The organism is Nocardia sp. NPDC020380 (assembly GCF_044386975.1).
GTDB lineage: Bacteria > Actinomycetota > Actinomycetes > Mycobacteriales > Mycobacteriaceae > Nocardia.
In genome coordinates this window covers 233076-254438 of the sequence record NZ_JBIRVQ010000001.1, presented here as the reverse complement: position 1 = coordinate 254438, position 21363 = coordinate 233076, and the positions used below count along the sequence as shown (strand labels likewise).

The window sequence follows — 21363 nt, the reverse complement described above, 5'->3', positions numbered from 1 at the left end:
GTCGGCGGTGTTTCACCTTGGGGTGGAACCCAATTGGCCGGGGGTGACGGCTTCGATGAGCGGCCACGCCTCCGCGAGGGGGATGTCGATCACGTGGTAGCGCTTCTTGCCCGCGGCGGAGGCGGCGATGACCGTCGCCAATCCCGCTCGCCGCTGGAAGAAGGTCTGCCGGACAGTCCAGCCGATGACGCCCGGCGCTTCCAGGCAGTCCCGGTCCCGATCGAGCGATCCGCCGCGGGTGACCAGCCAGGCCGAACCGGACGCGGTCGCCGGGATCACGGCATGTCCGAGCCCGTGGTAGCGATCCCAGGCCAGCGCTGCCGCCACGACCGCGACAATCGCCACGACGACCCAGGACCACACCGGAATATCCACTCCCGTAAGGCTTCCCACGATCATCAGCAGTGCGATCACCGCGACCGGAACGAGTGTCCGGGTGAAGCGCCGTCGCATGGCCGAGGCGCCGTGCGGCACCAGTGCGGTGGTGATCGCCGCCGGCGCGACACGGGCCTCATGACCGGAATCGCTTGTGGTGTGCGCGGTGTCGTCGAGGAGGTGGCTGAGAGTGTGTTCGACGGCGGCCCGGGGGGCCTGGGGGAGGATCTTCTGGCGGGGGCTGGTGCCGGTCATGATGGCTTCGAGTTCGGCGGCGCCGGCCAGGCGGAGGAGGAGGGGCTCGTTGACCGTGGCGCCGCGGAGGCGGGCCAGGTCGAGGGTGGTCTGGCGGGTTGTCAGGAGGCCGTGGCGGATGTGCAGGGTGGTGCCGTTATCCTGGACTTGGAGGCCGAACCAGGTGGCCAGGTAGCGGGCGCAGGCGGCGAGGCTCACGATCACGATCAGGCCGACGATCAGCAGGGCGACCGTCGCCGCGATGGCTACCGCGCCGCTCTGCCCGACCTCGCGGACGGTGCCGGATTTGAAGAGGACCTGGGCGATCCCGTACTGGAAGGCCAGGCCGACTATCGGTGTTAGCAAGGCGAATCCGGTCAGGGAGAGCGGGGCGTAGCGCACCCACTTCGGCTGCCAGTGCGCGATTTCCACGGGTGGGTGGGCCGGTTCGGCGGGTGCGCCGTTGATGCCTGCTGCCGGGGCGGTATTCGGGCCGGCGGTTCCGGAGTCCGGGATCGGCTGGGGCTCCGGGCTTTCCGTCGCGCCAGTGGTGTGGGCGAGTAGTTCCGCGCGCAGGCCCGGCACGAGTTTGGCGTCGAGGGCGTTGAGCTTGAACTGTTCTCGCCGGTCGGCGTGCTGACCGGTGCCGATGGAGAGCACGGCCAGGCCGAGGGCGCGGTGCAGCAGGTCGGCTTCGACGTCCACGGATCTGACCCGGTTGCGGGGGACCGAGAGTCGTTTGCGCTGAATCAATCCCGTGCGCAGTTCCAGATTGTCGGGCGTGATGCGATAGGTGGTGGTGAACCAGCGGGTGATCGCCAGCACGACGATCACCGCGACCACCGCGAGGCTCCAGGACGGATTGTCGCTGCGCGCACCGGCGATCAGGGAGGCCAGCAGGACCGGGATGAACCGGATCAGCTCGTTGATGGGGTGTACCAGCAGCATGCGGCGGTCCAGCCGCTGCCAGCCGGCCCCGTCCGGCCCGGCATTGTCCGGGGTCCGCGGCGCCGGATTCGGTGGGCGCAGGGTCATATCCGGTTGTTGCAGAGTCGGATCCGGAGTTTGCTGGTTCATGTCGCATCCCCCCGATGCTGTGCCGCGATCTCCGTCAATTGTGCGACCGTGCGCCGGGCATCGTCGAGGTCGAGCGCGCTGATGTGCACGGCCCCCGCCGAAGACGCCGTGGTGACGGTGACGGTGGCGAGCCCGAGCAGGCGCTCCACCGGCCCTCGATAGGTGTCGACCGTCTGCACCCGGGTGATCGGGGCGACCCGGCTCTCCTGGGTGAACCACCCCGTGCGCGTGTAGACCGCCTCGCCGGTGATTTCCCAGCGGTGCACCGCGTATCGCCACAGCGGCACCACCCCGATGCTGAATGCCGCTGCCACGACCACGACTACGAGCACGATCAGCTGCACCGTGCGCCGGTCCGCGTCGACGATCATCCACACCAGCAGTGCCAGCACGGGTATCACCCAGGACAGCGCGGCGGTCAGTGCCCACAGCAGTTTGGCGCGGGGGCTGGGCCGCCGGGCGGGCTCGGCCAGGATGCCGCCGGGGGCTTGGGGCTGGGACATGGCTGCCATGCTTTCACGAACCATCGCCGGTGTCCGGCAATAGTTGTGGTCGCCTGTCCGGGTGCCGTCAGCGCGGGGTGATGCGGAAGAATCCGGTCGTGGTGCCCTGGTACTGGATTCGGCCCGGCGCGATGACGCCGACCATCTGGAGGGTGTCCTGGGCCAGGGTCGCGCCCACCAGCTGCTCGGATTCCAGCGTGCCGGTGGCGGGGTCGAGGACCGCGTAGCTGTAGTTGTCGAGGGCTTCCGCGACGCCGCCGGGAATGGTGGCGTGCCGGGTGAAGGTGTAGAGCTTGCCGTCGGCGAGGGACAGGCGCGGCACGGCCGCGGACGGGACCGTATTGGTCCACACCACATGGCATCCGCTGCCGCCGGCGTCGACGTCGATGCGGGTCATGCCGCCGGTGATGGGTGCGCTGGGCGGCACGCTGGGTCCGGCGCCGGGCGGGAGTTGCGGGTACGGGTAGCCGTACGTGCTGGCGACGAACACGCTGTCGCCGGAGCCGATGGGCGCGTTCTCGGTGCCGTCGACCGCGGGGATCTTGCAGATCCGGCGGCCGGTGGCGGTGTCGTAGACGAGCAGGTTGTCGTCGGGGACGGCATTGTCGGTGATTGTCACGTATTCGGTGCCGTCGCCGGGGCCGAAGAAGACGGGGGTGGCGCCGGTGCCCCAGCTGAGGCGGCCGGGTTTGCGGTAGGGGCCGCGGTCGTAGGCCTGCCGCCACACGATCCGCGGGTTGCCGTTGCCGTCGACGTTCAGCAGGTAGAGCGCGTGGTCGGTGGCGACGACCATGCCCTGGGGTGCGGTGGAGATGCTGTTGGCGACGATCTCGCCGGGGGCGAGCAGGATCGAATGCGCGGTGCCGGTGGCGGGATCGACGAAGCCCGCGGCGGCATCGTCGGTCGCGAACCACACCCGGCCCTGATAGTCGGGGGACACGGAGTCGGCGTAATCGCAGGTGCCGCCGCCGCAGTGGCCGGCGACCGCGTCGGAGATATCGGTCGAGGAGTCCACGAAGAGCCGCCACGAGCCGCCGGGGCCGTTGTGGTCGTGGCCGATGCGCAGCAGTTTCTGGCTGCCGTCGGCGGTGACCATGTGGTCGTGGTCGTCGAGGTAGGCGTAGACGCCGCCGAGCAGGCTGCCCTTGGTGAGTTCGAGGGAGGCGAGCGGGTTTCCGGTGGCCGGGTCGAGCAGGAACACGGTCGGCGCCCGGTTGGTGATCTTGGTGCACATGGCCTGCGGCATGCCGTCCGCGCCTTGCAGGATGGTCGGGCAGGCCGCGCCCATCTCGTGAAAGTCGGCGTGGACCGGCCCGGATCCGGGCCCGGCGAACGGCGTCGTGTCGGAACTCTCCGAATCTCCGTGCATGGTCGCGGTCCCGGTGGGACCCAGCGCCGGGTTCGCCGGCGGCAGCGGCCCGAAGCCGGCCGAGGCGGTGCCGGTGGCCAGGGTGAGCACGAGCGTGCCGACCGATCCTGCGATGACGGTGGCGCGCCGGAGTTTCGCGAGCACGAATTTCCCCTCTGGTCTGCGATGGGTCCCCGGCGAGGTTATTGCATTGAAACTGAAATTCAAACAGTTGAACGCATCGATACGAGTAATTCACACAAGGACATGCCCACGGCGGAATAGGTTGCAGTTGCGTCCGGTTGGCCCGTCTTATGGCACCCGAGTCGGAACAACCGGATGGATGGCGCATGATCGAGGGCGTGACGGATCTACCGAACCCGAGCCTGCCTCCCGTCCCGCCCAGCGCGCCATCCGCCGCTGGCATGCGACGCGCCCTGCGCCGCGCCCGCGACGGGGCGACGCTGAACCTCGACGAGGCGGTGGTGCTGTTGCAGGCGCGCGGCGCCGATCTGGCGGATCTGAGCGCCTCGGCCGGGCGGGTACGCGACGCCGGGCTGCGGGCCACCGGATACGCGGATGAGGTTCTGCCCATTACCTATTCGCGCAAGGTGTTCATCCCCATCACGCACCTGTGCCGCGACCGCTGTCACTACTGCACCTTCGTGACCGTGCCCGGCAAGCTGCGCGCCGCGGGCAAGGGCCTCTACATGGAGCCCGACGAGATCCTGGACGTCGCCCGCCGCGGCGCCGAACTCGGTTGCAAGGAAGCGCTTTTCACCCTCGGCGACCGCCCGGAGGAGCGCTGGCCGGAGGCCCGGCAGTGGCTGGACGAGCGCGGCTACGACTCCACCCTGGACTACGTGCGCGCCATGTCCATCCGGGTGCTGGAGGAGACCGGCCTGCTACCGCACCTGAACCCGGGTGTCATGACCTGGGAGGAGCTGTCGCGGCTGAAGCCGGTGGCCCCGTCCATGGGCATGATGCTGGAGACCACCTCCACCCGCCTGTTCACCGAACCCGGTGCGGCGCACTACGGTTCGCCGGACAAGGATCCCGCCGTCCGGTTGCGCGCGCTCACCGACGCGGGCCGGCTGTCGGTGCCGTTCACCACCGGCATCCTGGTCGGCATCGGCGAGAACATCACCGAGCGCGCCGAATCCATCCTGGCGATCCGCAAGGTGCACAAGGCTTTCGGGCATGTGCAGGAAGTCATCATCCAGAACTTCCTGGCCAAGCAGAACACCGCCATGCGCGACACCCCGGACGCCGATATCGAGGAGTTCCTCGCCACCGTCGCCGTGGCACGGCTGTTGCTGGGCCCCAAGATGCGCATACAGGCCCCGCCGAACCTGGTCTCGCTCGAGGAGTGCCGCCGGCTCATCGAGGCCGGTGTGGACGACTGGGGCGGTGTTTCGCCCCTCACTCCCGATCACGTGAATCCGGAACGCCCCTGGCCGAACCTGGAAGTGCTGGCGCAGGTCACCGCGGACGCCGGCTATGTGCTGACGCAGCGGCTCACCGCACACCCGAAGTATGTGCTGGCCGGTCATCCGTGGATCGATCCGCGCGTCTCGAAACATGTTGCCGCCCTGATGGATCCGGCGACCGGTCTGGCCCGCGACGTGAACCCCTCCGGCCTGCCCTGGCAGGAGCCGGATCACGACTGGGAATCCGTCGGCCGCATCGACCTCAACACGGCCATCGACATCGAGGGCCGCAATACCGAATCCCGCAGCGACTCCGGCCTTTCCGATGCTCGTGAAGATGACACCGTGCTGGGCGCGTTCGGCGACTGGGAGAGCATCCGCGAGCAGGTACACGAGCTGGCCGCCGCCGCACCGGAGCGCTTCGACTCCGATGTGCTGTCCGCCCTGCGCGCCGCCGAGAAGGATCCGGCCGGCCTCACCGACGACCAGTACCTGGCCCTGGCCACCGCGGACGGTCCCGCACTGGAGGCCGTCGCCGCGCTCGCCGATCAGTTGCGCCGCGACACCGTCGGCGACGATGTCACCTACATCGTCAACCGGAACATCAACTTCACCAATATCTGCTACACCGGCTGCCGTTTCTGCGCGTTCGCGCAGCGCAAGGGTGACGCGGACGCCTTCAGTCTGAGCCCGCAGGATGTCGCCGACCGTGCCTGGGAAGCCTGGGTGGAGGGCGCCACCGAGATCTGCATGCAGGGCGGCATCGATCCGGAGCTGCCGGTCACCGGGTACGCGGATCTGGTGCGCGCCATCAAGGAACGCGTGCCGCAGATGCATGTGCACGCGTTCAGCCCGATGGAGGTCGTCAATGGGGCTTCCCGCGGTGGGCAGAGCGTGCACGACTGGCTGTCGGCGCTGAAGGAAGCGGGCCTGGACACCATTCCCGGCACCGCCGCCGAGATCCTCGACGACGAGGTGCGCTGGGTGCTCACCAAGGGCAAACTGCCCACCTCGGCCTGGATCGATGTCATCACCACCGCGCACAAGGTGGGCATCCGCTCCAGCTCGACCATGATGTACGGGCACGTGGACAATCCCAAGCACTGGGTCGGTCACCTGCGGGTGCTGCGCGGAATTCAGGACGAGACAGGTGGTTTCACCGAATTCGTGCTGCTGCCGTTCGTGCACCAGAGCGCGCCGCTGTATCTGGCGGGCGCCTCGCGTCCCGGCCCGACCGTCCGCGATAATCGTGCCGCGCACGCGCTCTCCCGCATCATGCTGCACGGGCGCATCGACAATATTCAGACCAGCTGGGTGAAACTCGGAATCAAGGGCACCCAGTTGATGCTGAACGGTGGTGCCAACGACCTCGGCGGCACTTTGATGGAGGAGACCATCTCACGCATGGCCGGTTCCGAACACGGATCGGCGAAGACGGTCGAGGAACTGACGGAGATCGCCACCGGCATCGGCCGCCCGGTCCGGCAGCGCACTACCACCTATGGTGTGCCGCCGCATCGTCCACCGGTTTCTCTAGTGGTTGGATAGCCTGCACCGATCCAGAAGTTAGGTGAGGCTGACCGGTAGTAATGTTGGGTCGCCGGGATACTGTTGCGCGGGGCGGAGCATCCCGCGTGTGAGGACAGACTAGGAGAGCGGCAGTGCCGTACATCATCGCTGAACCGTGCGTTGACGTGAAGGACAAGGCGTGCATCGAGGAATGCCCCGTGGACTGCATCTACGAGGGTGGACGCATGCTGTACATCCATCCGGACGAGTGCGTGGACTGTGGTGCATGTGAGCCGGTCTGCCCGGTGGAGGCCATCTTCTACGAAGACGACACCCCGGATCAGTGGAGCGGCTACGTGAACGCGAACGTCGACTTCTTCGACGACCTGGGATCCCCGGGCGGCGCCACCAAGGTCGGCAAGGTCGACTACGACCCGCCGTTCATCGCCGCACTGCCGCCGATGGCCGAAGGCGAATAGGGATATATCTTGACCACGCGTGGCCGGGTCAGCGGTCTGCTACCCGATTTCCCCTGGGACACCATCGCTTCCGTGAAGGCGAAGGCCGCTTCGCATGCGGGCGGCCTCGTGGATCTTTCTGTCGGGACACCGGTCGATCCGGTGGATCCGCTGATCCGCGAAGCACTCTCGTCGGTGGCGGAGGTGCCGGGGTATCCGACCACGCACGGCACACCCGAACTGCGCGCGGCCGTCGTCGACGCGCTGCGGCGCCGGTTCGGGATCACCGGGGTGGACGCGGCCGCCGTGCTGCCGGCGATCGGCACCAAGGAGCTGATCGCCGGACTGCCGCGACTGCTCGGCCTCGGCGCGGACGATCTGGTCGTGATCCCGGAAGTCGCGTACCCGACCTACGAGGTGGGCGCGCTGCTGTCGGGTTCACGGTATGTCCGCGCGGACAGCACCACGCAGCTGGGTCCGGAGAAGCCGGCGTTGATCTTCATCAACTCGCCGTCCAACCCGACCGGCAAGGTGCTCGGCGTCGAACACCTGCGCAAGATGGTGGAATTCGCGCGTGAACGCGGCGCGGTGCTCGCCTCCGACGAGTGCTACCTGGGCCTCGCCTGGGAAGGCCGCGCGGTCTCCATCCTCGATCCCGAGGTGTGCGACGGCGACCACACCGGCCTGCTGGCCATCCACTCGCTGTCCAAGACCTCGAATCTGGCCAGTTACCGGGCCGGCTTCGTGACCGGTGACCCGGCGCTGGTGGCCGAACTGCTGGAGGTGCGCAAGCACTCCGGCATGATGCCGCCCTACCCGATCCAGGCCGCCATGACCGCCGCCCTGCGCGACGACCAGCACGAGGCGGAGCAGAAGGAGCGCTACCGCGCGCGCCGCGAAGTGCTGAGGAAGGCGTTGGCGGAGGCCGGATTCCGTGTCGACGACTCCGAAGCGGGCCTGTACCTCTGGTCGACGCGCGGCGAACCCTGCCGCACCACCCTGGACTGGCTGGCCGAGCGCGGCATCCTCGCTGCTCCGGGCGAGTTCTACGGCCCGCGCGGCCATGAGCACGTGCGCATTGCGCTGACCGCCACCGACGAGCGCATCGCGGCCGCGGCTGAACGCCTGACCAGCTGATTTTCGGTTAACCCCGAGGTTGTGCTATCTTTTACGAGGTTGCGAGGCCGCAGGGCCTCGTTTCTTCATGTAAGGCCCTGTGGCGCAGTTGGTTAGCGCGCCGCCCTGTCACGGCGGAGGTCGCGGGTTCGAGTCCCGTCAGGGTCGCACTGTGCTGTTCCGCCTCTCCGGATATTCAGCGGGCGGCTGAGAGCCGTCGGCAGTATCGCATCCGTGCCGGCGGCTGGGAGCCGAGGCGATTTTGGTCGTACCCGGGGAGTTACCCCGATTCTTGCGAAATCAGTCGTCGCCTTACGTTTTCAGGGCGTGTCTGTCCCGGTCCGGTGGCCGGTTCGCGCGATAGCCTGGATGCATGGACGCTGTCACGGTTGTCCCAGTTCCCGGCAATGAACCGGTGCACACCTACGCACCCGGCAGCCGCGAAAGAGAACTGCTGCAAGGCCGGATCGCGGAGATCTCCGCGGAAATCACCGATGTACCGCTGGTCATCGGCGGCGCGCACCGGATGGGGGCGGGGGAGCGGCGCAATATCGTGATGCCGCACCGGCATCGGCATGTGCTGGGTACCTACTCCGACACCACGCATGAGGAAGCCCGCGCCGCCGTGGATGCCGCGACCGCTGCCGCGCCGGCCTGGCGTGCGCTGCCCTTCGAGGAACGTGCCGCCGTTCTGTTGCGGGCCGCGGACCTGCTGGCCGGGCCGTGGCGGGAGAAGATCGCGGCCGCCACCATGCTCGGGCAATCGAAATCGGTGACGCAGGCGGAGATCGACGCGCCGTGCGAACTCGTCGACTTCTGGCGGTTCAATGTGGCGTTCGCGCGCGACATCATGGCGCAGCAGCCGGAATCCGGTGCGGGCGTGTGGAATCGGCTGGATTACCGGCCGCTGGAAGGCTTCGTCTACGCGATCACGCCGTTCAACTTCACCGCCATCGCCGGTAATCTGCCCACCGCGCCCGCCCTGATGGGCAATACGGTGGTGTGGAAACCTGCACCGACACAGACGCTTTCGGCGTACTTCACCATGCGGTTGCTGGAGGAGGCCGGATTGCCGCCCGGTGTGATCAATATGGTCACCGGTGACGGGATCCAGTTGTCGGAGGTGGCGCTGGCCGATCCGCGGCTGGCGGGCATCCACTTCACCGGGTCGACCCGGACCTTCCAGCTGTTGTGGCAGACGGTCGGCGCGAATCTCGGCCGCTACCACGGATATCCGCGGTTGGTGGGGGAGACCGGCGGTAAGGACTTCGTCCTCGCGCATTCGTCCGCCGATCCGGATGCCCTGCGTACCGCGCTCATTCGCGGCGCGTACGAGTATCAGGGGCAGAAGTGCTCGGCCGCCTCCCGCGCCTATATCGCCGAGTCGGTGTGGCAGGCCATGGGCAAGGACTTCCTGACACAGGTCGACGAACTCACCTACGGCGACGTCGCCGACCTCTCGAATTTCGGTGGGGCCGTGATCGACAACCGCGCCTACGACAAGTGCGTGCACGCCGTGAATCGGGCGCGCGGTGCGGGTCTCGCCGTCCCGTCGGGCGGCGTCTACGACGATGCCGAGGGCTGGTTCGTCCGCCCCACCGTCCTGCTCAGCGACGATCCGGCCGACGAGTCCTTCGCCACCGAATACTTCGGCCCGCTGCTGTCGGTGCACGTCTACGACGACAGTCGCCCGGGCGGCTTCGCCGACATCCTCACCGCCGTCGACGCCACCTCCCCGTACGCCCTGACCGGCGCCGTCTTCGCCCGCGACCGCCACGCCGTCGAACAGGCCGCCACCGCACTGCGATACGCGGCCGGCAACTTCTACATCAACGACAAACCCACCGGCGCGGTGGTCGGCCAGCAGCCCTTCGGCGGCGCCCGCGCCTCGGGCACCGACGACAAGGCCGGCTCGTATCTGAACCTGCTGCGCTGGGTCGCCCCGCGCACCCTGAAGGAAACCTTCGTCCCGCCAACGGATTACCGCTACCCCCACATGGAGATGCGATGAACCCGCTACGACCGGTCATCCTCGCCGCGGCAGGATCCGGCCGGATGAAGAACGCCGTCACCCGGGTGCCGCTCACCGCCGCCGTGGTGCGCCGGTTCGTGGCCGGGGAGACGCGCGGCGAGCTGGCCCCGGTCGCCCGTGACCTGCTGGCGAGCGGCCGCATGATCAGCGTCGACTTCCTCGGCGAATACACCACCGAACAGTCCATGGCGAATGCCGCAGTGGCCGAATACATGTCGCTGATCGACGACCTGGCGGCCCTCGAAGCGCCACACACCCTGGTCCCCGCCGTCGAGGTATCGGTGAAGTTGTCCGCCCTGGGCCAGTCCCTCGGCGCCGACGGCCCCGCCATCGCCACCGAGAACCTGCACAAGCTCTGCGTCAAAGCCGCCGAATCCCGGGTGTGGGTCACCGTCGACGCCGAAGACCACACCACCACCGACCAGACCCTCGACACGGTCCGCCAACTGCACCCCGAATTCCCCTGGCTCGCAGTGGCCGTCCAGACCTACCAGCGTTCCGCCGAAGACCGCTGCCGGCGCCTCACCGCCGCCGGCACCCGAATCCGCCTCTGCAAGGGCGCCTACCAAGAGCCCGACACCGTCGCCTACCAGCGCCGCCCCGACGTCGACGCCTCCTACCTCCGCTGCCTCAATGTCCTCATGCGCGGCGAGGGCTACCCCATGATCGCCTCCCACGACCCCTCCATGATCGCCGCCACCCTCGTCGAAGCCGCCGGATCCCGCCGCTGCCCAGGCGATTTCGAATTCCAGATGCTCTACGGCATCCGCGACCCCGAACAACGCCGCCTCACCGAGGAAGGCCACGCCCTCCGCGTCTACCTCCCCTACGGCACCCAGTGGTACGGCTACCTCATGCGCCGCCTCGCCGAACGCCCCGCCAACCTCGCCTTCTTCCTCCGGGCGCTGGCTGAGCGGGGCTGATCGACCGCGGGGCGGGTCACATTCCGAAGGCGATGACTCGCTCCGGGGTGATGCGGATGAGTTCGGGGGAGAGGCCGGGGTACCAGGGCTCTACCTCTTTGAGGCCCTGGGCGCTGCCGCGGATTTCGAGGCAGCGGACCGTCCACGGGTCGAGTGAGGCGATGTCGTCGACGACGAAGGCCACCCGTTCGTCCTTGGCCAGGTTGCGGAACTTCTGGCTGGCGCCGAGATCACGGCCGCCGATGTCGATGGTGCCGAGGGCCGCGTTGTAGCGGAACCCGACGGGATTGTTCTGCGGGGACCCGTCGGGACGAATGGTGGCCAGCCGCCCGAGCCGCTGGCTGTTCAGGTAGTCGATCTGGGCCGCGGTCAGTGTTGCGATCATTACCAAACCGTAGAACCTCGAGCCCGCTTCAGGTCAAGCCAGAAGTTTCTTCTGGACCTTCCCCATGGCATTGCGCGGCAGGGAGTCCACGACTCGCACTTCACGCGGCCGCTTGTGCACCGAGAGTTCGCTCGCCACATGGTCGATCAACTGCTGCGCGATGGAATCGCCTGCCCCGTCCCGGAGTACGACATAGGCGACGATGCGCTGCCCCAGATCCTCGTCCGGCAGGCCGACGACGGCGGTCTCCGCCACGGCCGGATGCCCCAGCAGCGCCGTCTCGATCTCACCCGCGCCGATCCGGTACCCACCGGATTTGATGAGGTCCACCGATTCCCGCCCGACGATGCGATGGAAGCCGCCCTCGTCGATGACCGCCACATCGCCGGTCTTGAACCAGCCGTCCTCGGTCCAGTTCTCGGCGGTGACATCGGGTTTGTTCAGATAGCCGTCGAACAGCATGGGCCCGCGCAACTGCAGCGCGCCGACGCTCTCGCCATCGTGCGGCACCGGCTGACCCGCTTCATCGCGCAGCCGAGTCTCGACGCCCGCCACCGGCGTCCCGACCCAGCCGGGCCGCCGCTCACCATCGGGCCGCGTCGACAAGGTGATCATGGTTTCGCTCATGCCATAACGCTCGATCGGCGCCTGCCCCGTGAGTTCGGTGAGCCGTTCGAACACCGGCACCGGCAACGGCGCACTCCCCGAGATGAGGATGCGCGCCTTCGCCAATTCCCGTGCGGCCTCGGGATCTTCGGTCACGCGCGACCACACGGTGGGCACCCCGAAGTACATGGTGCCGTGCGCCGCCGCATACGCCTGCGGTGTGGGCTTCCCGGTATGGATGAGCGGGCTCCCGACCCGCAGCGGCCCCAGCAGCCCGAGGATCAGCCCGTGCACATGGAACAACGGAAGCCCGTGCACCAGAACATCTTTCCAGGTCCACTGCCACGCCTGAGCCAGTCCGTCCAGCCCGGCGGCAATGGCATTGCGGCTGAGCAGCACGCCCTTCGGCGCACCGGTGGTACCGGACGTGTAAAGGATGAAAGCCGTTGTCTTCCCGCCGGGTTCGGCGTGGCGATGCCAGGACCGCGCATGCTTGCGCACCGGCACCACGGGCAGCTCGGAGCCCTCGGGCGCCTTGCCCAGCCAGGCTTGCGCGCCCGAATCCCGCAGGATGTGCGCCAATTCCGCGGTCCCCGCGTCCGGCGGGACCGGCACCACGGTGACGCCCGCGATCAGGCAGCCGACCACGGCGAGCACGGTCGTGACCGTCGGCTCGGCGAGCACGGCCACCCGCTCGGCCTGCGCGACGCGTTCGGCGACGGAGGTGGCCGCGCCGAGCAGGTCACTGCGCGACAGGGTTTCCCCGTCGATGGTGACGGCATCGGGAATATCGTCCCCGGCGGCGACGGCGGCCGGATTCAGTGAGCTCAGCAGGAGCGGCGACCCGTATGACACGGGTTCACGCTACCGGAGGCGCCCGGACACGAATCGAATGCGAAGCTGCCAAGTCGGTTGACAGGCGAGCCGAGCGAGTGAGACGGTTTGTGCACAACCTTCTCATGCGAGGGAGTGGTCAACGATGACCAGACCGCTTGGTGCACAGTCCTACGGAACCACCGACACCGAACAGCCCATCGATCCCCGCCGATTCCTCGACGGCTCCGCCGGATTGTTCGGCGCCGCGGCGAACGTGATCATGCAGCTCTCGAAGCCACCGGTCGGCTACGGCGTGGTGGAAAGTCCCGTGGAGACGGGCAATGTCATGGTCCACCCCTTCAAGCGACTGCGGACAACCATCACCTATCTGGCCGTCGCACTCCTCGGCAACGAAGACGACCGCGCCGCGTACCGCGAAGCCGTAGACAGCGTGCACAAGTACGTGCGCTCGCGCGCGGGAAGCACGGTGAAGTACAACGCTTTCGATCCGAACCTGCAGCTCTGGGTGGCCGCCTGCCTGTACTGGGGAGCCCGCGATCTGTACGAGCGCATGCACGGCCCGATGGACGAGGCCGACGCGGACGCCTTCTACCACCACGCCGCCCGGCTCGGCACCACCCTGCAGGTACGCCCCGGGCAGTGGCCCGTGGATCGCGAAGCCTTCGACCGGTATTGGGCGGAGAACCTCGCGAACACCTCCATCGATCCGAAGATCAAGGCGTACTTCGAGGATCTCATCGACCTGAAGATGCTCCCGAAGCCGTTCCAGCTGGCCTTCGGCGGCATCCACCGATTCTTCGTGATCGGGCTGCTGCCGCAACATCTTCGGGACGAGATGGGCATGACCTGGTCGCCGCGACAGGATCGGCTGCTCGCTCGCATACTCCGGACCGTGGGTGCGGCGGAGGGCGTAATGCCCGCACCCGTGCGGAGTTTCCCGCTCAATGCCTATCTGATGGATATGCGCCTGCGCCGCCGGCTGGGCCTGCGGCTGGTGTGAAATCCGTTGCCGGTCAGAAGATTCGGAAGCCCGGCAGCACGTGGTCGCGAGCGAAGCGCCGCAGGGCGGCGTCGTCGTCGATGGGGATCACGGTCTGCGGGGTGAGCGCCAGCGAGAGCGCGGCGCGCGCGATCATCTCGGCCAGGGGCAGCGGATCGTATTCCGGCAGTTTGCCTTCCGCCTGTAGTCCCGCGATGAACTCGGCCAAATAGTCGCGGCCGAGTTCGATGACGGGTGCGCCCTGTACGGTCAGATACGGCAGCACCATTTCGGGTTCGGTCTTGAGCAGCCGGTCGAGCAGCTTGTTGCCGCGCAGGCCCTCGATGAAGGCGACGAACAGGGCGACGATCTGATCCTCGGCGCTGGCGTCGCGGGCGATCTGGCTCTGCACGGCCGCGTCGGCGTCCTCGATGAACTGCCGGGCCTGCCGTAGCGCGACGGCCTGGATGAGGTCGTTCTTGCCGGCGAAGCGGCGGTAGAGGGTGGCGAGGGAGAGTCCGCCGCGGCGGGCGACCTCGACCATGCTGGTGCGTTTGATCCCGAAGTCGAGGAAGGCGAGCATCGCGGCATCGAGCACCTTGGCCTGATTGCGGTCCTCGGGTCCGGAGCCCCGGACGAGCGGCAGCAGTTTGGCCAGCTTGGCCATGATCCGGGCCCTTTCCGGTCGCGACGATAAGGTGAGGCACTAATCTTCGCACATTGACACCGGCCGACCTCGATGAGAAGGTGAGTCGAGAACTTTCTCACACTCTCCTCGCGTGGAGGAGTGACGACGAGGAGCCGTGTCGACGATGACCGCACCCCTGCGCAAGTCCGATGAGTACCAGCCGGTCGGCATCCTGCCGATCGAGCTGACGCCGGAAACCGTCCGCGAACACATCGACGGGGTCGCCGCCTTCCTCGGCGGCGCGGCCAACGTGATCATGCAGTTGTCGCTGAAGCCGGTCGGCTACGGGGTCATGGAGAGCGACGTAGACAGCGGCAAGGTCATGCTGCGTCCGATCAAGCGGCTGCGGACCACCCTCACCTATATCGCCGTCGCCATGCTCGGTGACGAAGAGGACCGGCGTTCGTATCGCGAGGCCGTCAACGAATCGCACCGCACGGTCCGCACCAAGCCGGGCAGCCCGGTGAAGTACAACGCCTTCGACCCGAAACTCCAACTGTGGGTGGCCGCTTGCCTCTACTGGGGCATCGACGATCTCTACCACCGGCTGCGCGGGCCCATGGATCCCGATATGGCGGAAGCCTTCTACCGCTACTGTGCGCGGCTCGGCACCACCCTGCAGATGCGCGAGGAGATGTGGCCGGCCACGCGCGACCAGTTCTACGCGTACTGGGAAGAGAACCTCGCCACCAAGACCATCGACGAGCCCACCCGCAGATACTTCAACGACCTCACCGACCTGAAGATGCTGCCGCGCCCACTGTCGCTCGCCCTCGGCGGCCTGCACCGGTTCATCGTCACCGCATTGCTGCCCCCGCACCTGCGCGACGAGATGAGCATGACCTGGAGCGCGCGCGACGAACGCTTCTTCACCGGCATGCTGCGCCTCATCTCGGCGGTATGGACCCGGCTGCCCGGCCCGATCCGCCTGTTCCCCTACAACTTCTACCTCGCCGACATGCGCCTCCGCCGCCGCTTCGGCCGCCCTCTGGTCTAGCCGACGACTCGCCGGCCCTGTACGTTCTGGCAGCGGTTCACATAGACGAAACCCCCTGTGGCGCAAGGCGCACAGGGGGTTTCGAGGTCTTCGAAGGTCAGTCGTTCGCGTGGAGGGCGGCGTTCAGTTCGACGCCCGTGCCCTTGCGCGCCCGCACCTCGACCGCGCCGGTCTGCGAGTTGCGGATCAAGAGCAGGTTCGAGCTGCCGGAGAGGTCGGCGGCCTTCACGACGTTGCCGTCGGGGAGCTTCACCTTGGTGCCGGCGGTGATGTAGAGGCCCGCTTCGACGACGCAGTCGTCGCCGAGGGAGATGCCGACGCCGGCGTTGGCGCCGAGCAGGCAGCGTTCGCCGAGGGAGATGACCTGCTTGCCGCCACCGGAGAGGGTGCCCATGATGGAGGCGCCGCCGCCGACATCCGAGCCGTTACCGACCACCACACCGGCCGAGATGCGGCCTTCCACCATGGAATTGCCGAGCGTGCCGGCATTGTAGTTGACGAAGCCCTCGTGCATGACAGTGGTGCCGGAGGCCAGGTGGGCGCCCAGGCGGACACGGTCGGCGTCGGCGATGCGGACACCGGAGGGCAGCACGTAGTCGACCAGGCGGGGGAACTTGTCGACGCCGTAGACGGTGACCGGGCCGCGGGCGCGCAGCTTCAGGCGGGTCAGCTCGAATTCCTCGCCGGAGCAGGGGCCATGGTTGGTCCACACCACATTGGCCAGCAGGCCGAAGATGCCGTCCAGGTTGGCGCCGTGCGGCCGGATCAGCCGGTGCGAGAGCAGGTGCAGGCGCAGATAGACGTCGTGGGTGTCGACCGGCGCGGCGGACAGGTCGGCGATGGTGGTGCGCACGACCACGATCGAGACGCGGCGGGCCGCGTCCTCGCCGGACTGCTCGGCGAACTTGGCGTACTCGACGTCGGTGGGATCCAGCGGCTTGGTGCCGGTATCGGAGAACTCACCCAGCTCGGGATACGGGTACCAGGTGTCCAGAACGGTCCCGTTCGCGGTGATGGTGGCCAGTCCGACTGCTGATGCTCCCTGAGTACTCACGGCTCCCCAGGTTACCGGGCTGTGAACAAGTACCGCATGCGGTGCCGTTTCGTGCCAGTGCACGACTGCGGCGAGAACGGAGGACATACCTCCTTTAGTGTGGATCGAGTGACCATCGATCTGAGCGCCGACCCCGTATCTCTCACCGCAGCTCTGGTGGACATTCCGAGCGTGTCCCGCGACGAGCGGCTCATCGCGGACATCGTCCAGCGGGCACTGCAGGAACAGACCACGGGGTTCGAGATTGTCCGGCACGGCAACACCGTGCTGGCGCGCACCGATCGCGGTCTGCCCACCCGCGTCATCCTCGCGGGGCACCTGGACACCGTCCCCATCGCCGACAACGTCCCCAGCCGATTCGAGACCGGCGAGAACGGCGAACGACAGCTGTGGGGCTGCGGCACCGTCGACATGAAATCCGGTGACGCCGTCTTCCTGCACCTGGCCGCCACCATCGCCGAACCCGTGCACGACCTCACCCTCATCTTCTACGACTGCGAGGAGATCGCCGCCGAGTTCAACGGCCTCGGCCGCATCGAACGCGAACTCCCGGACTGGCTGGAAGGTGATCTCGCCGTCCTCGGCGAACCCTCCGGCGGCTGGATCGAAGCCGGCTGCCAGGGCACCCTGCGCGTCCGGCTCACCACCACCGGCGTCCGCGCCCACACCGCGCGAGCCTGGCTGGGCGACAATGCCATTCACGATCTCGCACCCGTGCTGGAACGGCTGGAGAACTACCGGGCGCGCGAGGTCGAGATCGACGGCTGCACCTACCGCGAGGGCCTGTCCGCCGTCCGCGTCGAGGGCGGCGTCGCCGGCAATGTGGTCCCGGACGTGGCCACGGTGGACGTGAACTTCCGTTTCGCGCCCGACCGCACCCTGGATCAGGCGACCGAGCATGTGCGCGAGGTCTTCTCGGGCCTCGACCTCGAGTTCGAGCGCACCGACGGCGCCCCCGGCGCGCTTCCCGGCCTGTCCAACCCGGCGGCCAAGGACCTCATCGAGATCGTGCATGCGCACGGAAGCGGTGGTGTCCGCGCCAAATACGGCTGGACCGATGTGTCCCGTTTCGCGGCCCGCGGCATCCCCGCGGTCAACTTCGGCCCCGGCGACCCGAACCTCGCGCACAAGCGCGACGAGCACCTGCCGGTCGATCAGATCACCCAGGTCACGTCGATGCTGCGGAGCTATCTCACCGGCGCGAAGGGCTGACCCTGGAGATCGCGGCCCGTCGCGTTCTGGACTGAGTGGAGCGGGGGAGCGAAGCGGAGGAGCGGAGGGAGGGAAGAACGCGACTTACAGGGCCGCGATCCCGCCCGTAGCGAAGCGAAGGGCAATATATACAGCATGTCTGCTGAGGCCGAGTTCGGTGATGAGCGTTCGCCGAAGACACCGCGGTTCCGCGGTCCGATAATGCTGCGGCGCGATCGCAAGGTGGGGGTGGGGACGACCGATCAGCGGCTGCTGGACGAGCGTGGTCCCGCGGACTGGTTGCACACCGACCCGTGGCGGGTGCTGCGCATCCAGGCCGAGTTCATCGAGGGCTTCGGCGCGCTGGCGGAGATCCCGCGCGCGGTCGCGGTGTTCGGTTCGGCGCGCACTCCTTCCGATTCGCCCGAGTATCAGGCGGGTGTGGCCATCGGCGGCGCGCTCGCGCAGGCCGGTTTCGCCGTCATCACCGGCGGCGGGCCGGGCGCCATGGAGGCCGCGAACCGGGGTGCGTCGGAGGCGGGCGGTTTCTCCATCGGGCTGGGCATCGAGTTGCCGTTCGAGCAGCACCTCAACGAGTGGGTCGATCTCGGCATCAACTTCCGGTATTTCTTCGCGCGCAAGACCATGTTCGTGAAGTACGCGCAGGCGTTCGTCTGCCTGCCGGGCGGTTTCGGCACCCTCGACGAGCTGTTCGAGGCGGTCACGCTGGTGCAGACCCGCAAGATCACCCGTTTCCCGATCATCCTGTTCGGCACCAAATACTGGTCGGGCCTGATGGATTGGATGCGGGACTCGCTGCTCGGCTCCGCCAAGATCGCGCCCGGCGATCTGGGGCTGCTGCACGTGACGGACAGTGTGGACGAGGTCGTGAACATCATCGTGCAGGCCGCCGAGGCCCGCGCGCGCGAAGACGGTGCGGTGGAGGATCAGTGGTGAGTGAGCGCGAGGCGTATTCGGTCTGTGTGTACTGTTCGGCCAGCGTCACCGACCCGCGCGATCTGGCGCTGGCCGCCGCGGTGGGCGCCGAGATCGGCCGCCGCGGTTGGCAATTGGTGTCCGGCGGCGGGCATGTGTCGATGATGGGCGCGGTCGCGCAGGCGGCGCGCGAGGCGGGCGCCAAGACGGTCGGCGTCATCCCGAAGAAGCTGGTGCACCGCGAGGTCGCCGATGTGGATGCGGACGAGCTCATCGTCACCGACTCCATGCGTGAGCGGAAGCAGATCATGGAGGACCGCTCCGACGCCTTCCTGACCCTGCCCGGCGGCATCGGCACCCTGGAGGAATTCTTCGAGGCGTGGACCGGGGCCTACCTGGGTGTGCACGAGAAGCCGGTGGTGGTGCTGGATCCGGCGGGCCGGTTCCGTGGCCTGTTCGAGTGGATAGAGACCTTGCGGGGCAGCGGTTTCGTGGGTCAGCAGGCCATGGACAAGGTGGTCGTGACGGCCGACATGGATGCGGCGTTCGCGGCTCTGTCGAACTGAGCACTGCCCCGCTGAACTGAAACCAGTTAGTCTCACTCGACAATCTCATTCGCATCCGTAAGGGTGTGATGAGCGTCGCATGGTACGACCCGGTGAGGAGCACACAGCAGTGAACACGGATGCCCGTACGACAGTGAGCCTTTTCGATCTGGCCCGGAGTCTGCCCGGCATGGCCCTGCAGGCCCCGGGCATGCTCCGCAATGTCGGGCACATGCTGGTGAAATCCGGCGACCGGGCCTCCATCGGCCTGTACTTCCAGCGCGGCGCGGCCCGCCATCCGGACCGGCCGTTCCTGCGCTTCGAGGGCCGCGAATACGCCTGGGGCGAGGCCAATTCCGAGGTCAACCGCTACGCCCGCGTACTGGCGGCGCGCGGCGTGCAGCGCGGCGATGTCGTCGGCATCCTCATGACCAACCGGCCCGAGACGCTGTTCACCGTGCTCGCCACCGTGAAACTCGGCGCCACGGCGGGGCAATTGAACAACAATCAGCGAGACGCGGTGCTGCAGCACAGCTTCGGCCTGCTGAACTCGGTGCTGGATGTCGTCGGCGAGGAATGCGCCGAGGCGTTCGAGACCCTCACCGAACCGCGATCCAATGTGCTGTGGAGCGAGGAACTGCACACCGCGGCCCGCGCCGCCGACGCCTCGAATCCCGCTGTCACCGAGCAGATCACGGCCCGCGAGCGCGCCTACCTGATCTTCACCTCCGGCACCACCGGCCTGCCCAAGGCCAGCGTCATGACGCACCTGCGCTGGACCAAGTCCATGGCGGGCATCGGCGGTCTCGGCGTCCGGCTGGAGGGCGGCGACACGCTGTACTGCTGCCTGCCGCTCTATCACAACAACGCCCTCACGGTGGCGCTGTCCTCGGTCATCGCCGGCGGCGCGACTTTCGCACTGGGACGCAAGTTCTCGGCCTCCCGCTTCTGGGAGGAGGCCATCGCCAACCAGGCCACCGCCTTCGTCTACATCGGCGAACTCTGCCGCTACCTGATCAACCAGCCGCCCAAGCGCACCGACCGCCTGCACAAGGTGCGGCTCTGCGTCGGCAACGGCCTGCGGCCCGAACTCTGGGACGAATTCAAGACCCGGTTCGGTATCAAGCGGATCGTCGAGTTCTACGGCGCCAGTGAGGGAAACGTCGCCTTCATCAACGCCTTCAGCCTCGACAAGACCGCCGGGTTCACGCCACTGCCCTTCGCCATCGTCGAATACGACGACGGCACCGGTAAGGCGCTGCGCCATCCCGATGGCCGGCTGCGCCGCGTCAAGCCCGGCGGGGTCGGGCTGTTGCTCGCGAAGGTCACCACCCGCTCCCCGTTCGACGGTTACACCGACTCCGCCGCCACCGAGGCCAAACTCGTGCGCGACGGATTCAAGGACGGCGACTGCTGGTTCGACACCGGGGACCTGGTGCGCGATCAGCGATTCGGCCACATCGCCTTCGTGGACCGGCTCGGCGACACCTTCCGCTGGAAGGGTGAGAACGTGGCCACCACCGAGGTCGAGGGCGCCTTCGACGGCATCGACGCCATCACCCAGGCGGTCGTGTACGGCGTGGACGTCCCCGGCGCCGACGGCAAGGCCGGCATGGCCGCCGTCACCCTCGACGAGGGCGCGGAATTCGACGGAAAGCTCACCGCCAAGGTGCTTTTCGAACAATTGCCCACTTATGCTGTGCCGCTGTTCATCCGGGTGGTGCAGGAATTGGAGCAGACCTCGACGTTCAAGAGCCGCAAGGTCGAACTGCGCAAACAGGGCTTCGCACCCGACGACCAGACCACGCTGTACGTGCTCGCCGGGCGCGGTGACGGCTATGTCCCGGCCTACGAAGACTATGCGGCGGAGGTCGCGGCGGGTCGCGTCCCGCGCAACTGAATCACCCACGGGCAGCATCCACGCGGAAGACCTGGCCGCGGCCGCACCCCTCCGGCGGCCGCGGCCGGCGTGCCTGAAGGGGAACGACGAGGTGCTTCGCCTCCAGGCGCCTCGCTGCGCGCGGGCAGCACGAGGCAGCCGCGCGGAGCGGTCCAGCGACGCGAAATGGAGCAGGCACATCTCGCGTAACTCCCTGGAGGGAGTGCAGCGCCGAGGTTAGTACACCGCGCGGGCGCCCGG

Annotated in this window: 18 protein-coding genes and 1 tRNA gene; 12 read left to right on the top strand and 7 right to left on the bottom strand. The window is 67.8% G+C overall.

Annotated elements, in window-relative coordinates; all coding sequences use genetic code 11:
* Nucleotides 1-12: 12 nt before the first annotated feature.
* The 3 genes from ACH438_RS01135 to ACH438_RS01125 are packed head-to-tail and all read right to left on the bottom strand — an operon-like array spanning nt 13 to nt 3702.
* Complete coding sequence (locus ACH438_RS01135) at nt 13-1686, bottom strand: PH domain-containing protein (protein WP_396999807.1); 1674 nt, start codon at nt 1684-1686, stop codon at nt 13-15.
* Nucleotides 1683-2198 carry a PH domain-containing protein gene (locus ACH438_RS01130; protein ID WP_396999805.1) on the bottom strand — a complete coding sequence of 172 codons (516 nt, stop codon included), beginning with the start codon at nt 2196-2198 and terminating at the stop codon, nt 1683-1685. The genes ACH438_RS01135 and ACH438_RS01130 overlap by 4 nt, the downstream gene beginning before the upstream one ends.
* A 58-nt stretch (nt 2199-2256) precedes the next feature.
* Nucleotides 2257-3702, bottom strand: coding sequence for a hypothetical protein (locus ACH438_RS01125; RefSeq protein ID WP_396999803.1), 1446 nt, complete (start codon nt 3700-3702; stop codon nt 2257-2259).
* Nucleotides 3703-3887: 185 nt separating this feature from the next.
* Here ACH438_RS01125 and ACH438_RS01120 point away from each other — a divergent pair, with 185 nt between their 5' ends.
* From ACH438_RS01120 to ACH438_RS01095, 6 genes are all read left to right on the top strand, one after another.
* A complete protein-coding gene (locus tag ACH438_RS01120; RefSeq protein ID WP_396999801.1) occupies nt 3888-6515 on the top strand; it encodes a bifunctional FO biosynthesis protein CofGH in 2628 nt (875 codons plus the stop codon).
* Between the two features lie 113 nt (nt 6516-6628).
* On the top strand, nt 6629-6955 hold the full coding sequence (gene fdxA, locus ACH438_RS01115; RefSeq protein ID WP_396999799.1) for a ferredoxin: 327 nt from the start codon (nt 6629-6631) through the stop codon (nt 6953-6955).
* Nucleotides 6956-6964: 9 nt separating this feature from the next.
* Complete coding sequence (dapC, locus tag ACH438_RS01110) at nt 6965-8071, top strand: succinyldiaminopimelate transaminase (protein ID WP_396999797.1); 1107 nt, start codon at nt 6965-6967, stop codon at nt 8069-8071.
* 73 nt (nt 8072-8144) lie between these two features.
* Nucleotides 8145-8218: transfer RNA gene (locus ACH438_RS01105), tRNA-Asp, on the top strand.
* 205 nt (nt 8219-8423) lie between these two features.
* Nucleotides 8424-10061, top strand: a complete 1638-nt coding sequence (pruA, locus tag ACH438_RS01100) for an L-glutamate gamma-semialdehyde dehydrogenase (protein WP_396999795.1) — start codon at nt 8424-8426, stop codon at nt 10059-10061.
* Nucleotides 10058-11005: a proline dehydrogenase family protein gene (locus tag ACH438_RS01095; protein ID WP_396999793.1), complete on the top strand. Its 948-nt coding sequence runs from the start codon at nt 10058-10060 to the stop codon at nt 11003-11005. Before pruA ends, ACH438_RS01095 begins: the two co-directional genes overlap by 4 nt.
* Before the next feature lie 16 nt (nt 11006-11021).
* Here ACH438_RS01095 and ACH438_RS01090 read toward each other — a convergent pair whose 3' ends face one another.
* Together ACH438_RS01090 and ACH438_RS01085 are read right to left on the bottom strand one after the other, a co-directional pair.
* Complete coding sequence (locus ACH438_RS01090; RefSeq protein WP_396999791.1) at nt 11022-11390, bottom strand: PPOX class F420-dependent oxidoreductase; 369 nt, start codon at nt 11388-11390, stop codon at nt 11022-11024.
* Between the two features lie 33 nt (nt 11391-11423).
* Nucleotides 11424-12851, bottom strand: coding sequence for an acyl-CoA synthetase (locus tag ACH438_RS01085; protein ID WP_396999789.1), 1428 nt, complete (start codon nt 12849-12851; stop codon nt 11424-11426).
* A gap of 124 nt (nt 12852-12975) precedes the next feature.
* Here ACH438_RS01085 and ACH438_RS01080 point away from each other — a divergent pair, with 124 nt between their 5' ends.
* Entirely contained in the window at nt 12976-13833 is an 858-nt protein-coding gene (locus ACH438_RS01080; RefSeq protein ID WP_396999787.1) for an oxygenase MpaB family protein, read from the top strand.
* Nucleotides 13834-13846: 13 nt separating this feature from the next.
* Here ACH438_RS01080 and ACH438_RS01075 read toward each other — a convergent pair whose 3' ends face one another.
* Nucleotides 13847-14479, bottom strand: a complete 633-nt coding sequence (locus ACH438_RS01075) for a TetR/AcrR family transcriptional regulator (protein ID WP_396999785.1) — start codon at nt 14477-14479, stop codon at nt 13847-13849.
* A 145-nt stretch (nt 14480-14624) separates the two neighbouring features.
* Here ACH438_RS01075 and ACH438_RS01070 point away from each other — a divergent pair, with 145 nt between their 5' ends.
* A complete protein-coding gene (locus ACH438_RS01070) occupies nt 14625-15497 on the top strand; it encodes an oxygenase MpaB family protein (RefSeq protein ID WP_396999783.1) in 873 nt (290 codons plus the stop codon).
* A 97-nt stretch (nt 15498-15594) separates the two neighbouring features.
* Here ACH438_RS01070 and dapD read toward each other — a convergent pair whose 3' ends face one another.
* Nucleotides 15595-16551 (bottom strand): 2,3,4,5-tetrahydropyridine-2,6-dicarboxylate N-succinyltransferase, encoded by a 957-nt coding sequence (gene dapD, locus ACH438_RS01065; RefSeq protein WP_396999781.1) that lies wholly within the window; start codon nt 16549-16551, stop codon nt 15595-15597.
* 108 nt (nt 16552-16659) lie between these two features.
* Here dapD and dapE point away from each other — a divergent pair, with 108 nt between their 5' ends.
* From dapE to ACH438_RS01045, 4 genes are all read left to right on the top strand, one after another.
* Nucleotides 16660-17763 carry a succinyl-diaminopimelate desuccinylase gene (gene dapE, locus ACH438_RS01060; RefSeq protein ID WP_396999779.1) on the top strand — a complete coding sequence of 368 codons (1104 nt, stop codon included), beginning with the start codon at nt 16660-16662 and terminating at the stop codon, nt 17761-17763.
* A 135-nt stretch (nt 17764-17898) separates the two neighbouring features.
* A complete protein-coding gene (locus ACH438_RS01055) occupies nt 17899-18699 on the top strand; it encodes a TIGR00730 family Rossman fold protein (RefSeq protein ID WP_396999777.1) in 801 nt (266 codons plus the stop codon).
* On the top strand, nt 18693-19244 hold the full coding sequence (locus ACH438_RS01050) for a TIGR00730 family Rossman fold protein (protein WP_396999775.1): 552 nt from the start codon (nt 18693-18695) through the stop codon (nt 19242-19244). The genes ACH438_RS01055 and ACH438_RS01050 overlap by 7 nt, the downstream gene beginning before the upstream one ends.
* A gap of 109 nt (nt 19245-19353) precedes the next feature.
* Nucleotides 19354-21123 carry a long-chain-acyl-CoA synthetase gene (locus tag ACH438_RS01045; protein ID WP_396999773.1) on the top strand — a complete coding sequence of 590 codons (1770 nt, stop codon included), beginning with the start codon at nt 19354-19356 and terminating at the stop codon, nt 21121-21123.
* Nucleotides 21124-21363 lie beyond the last annotated feature (240 nt).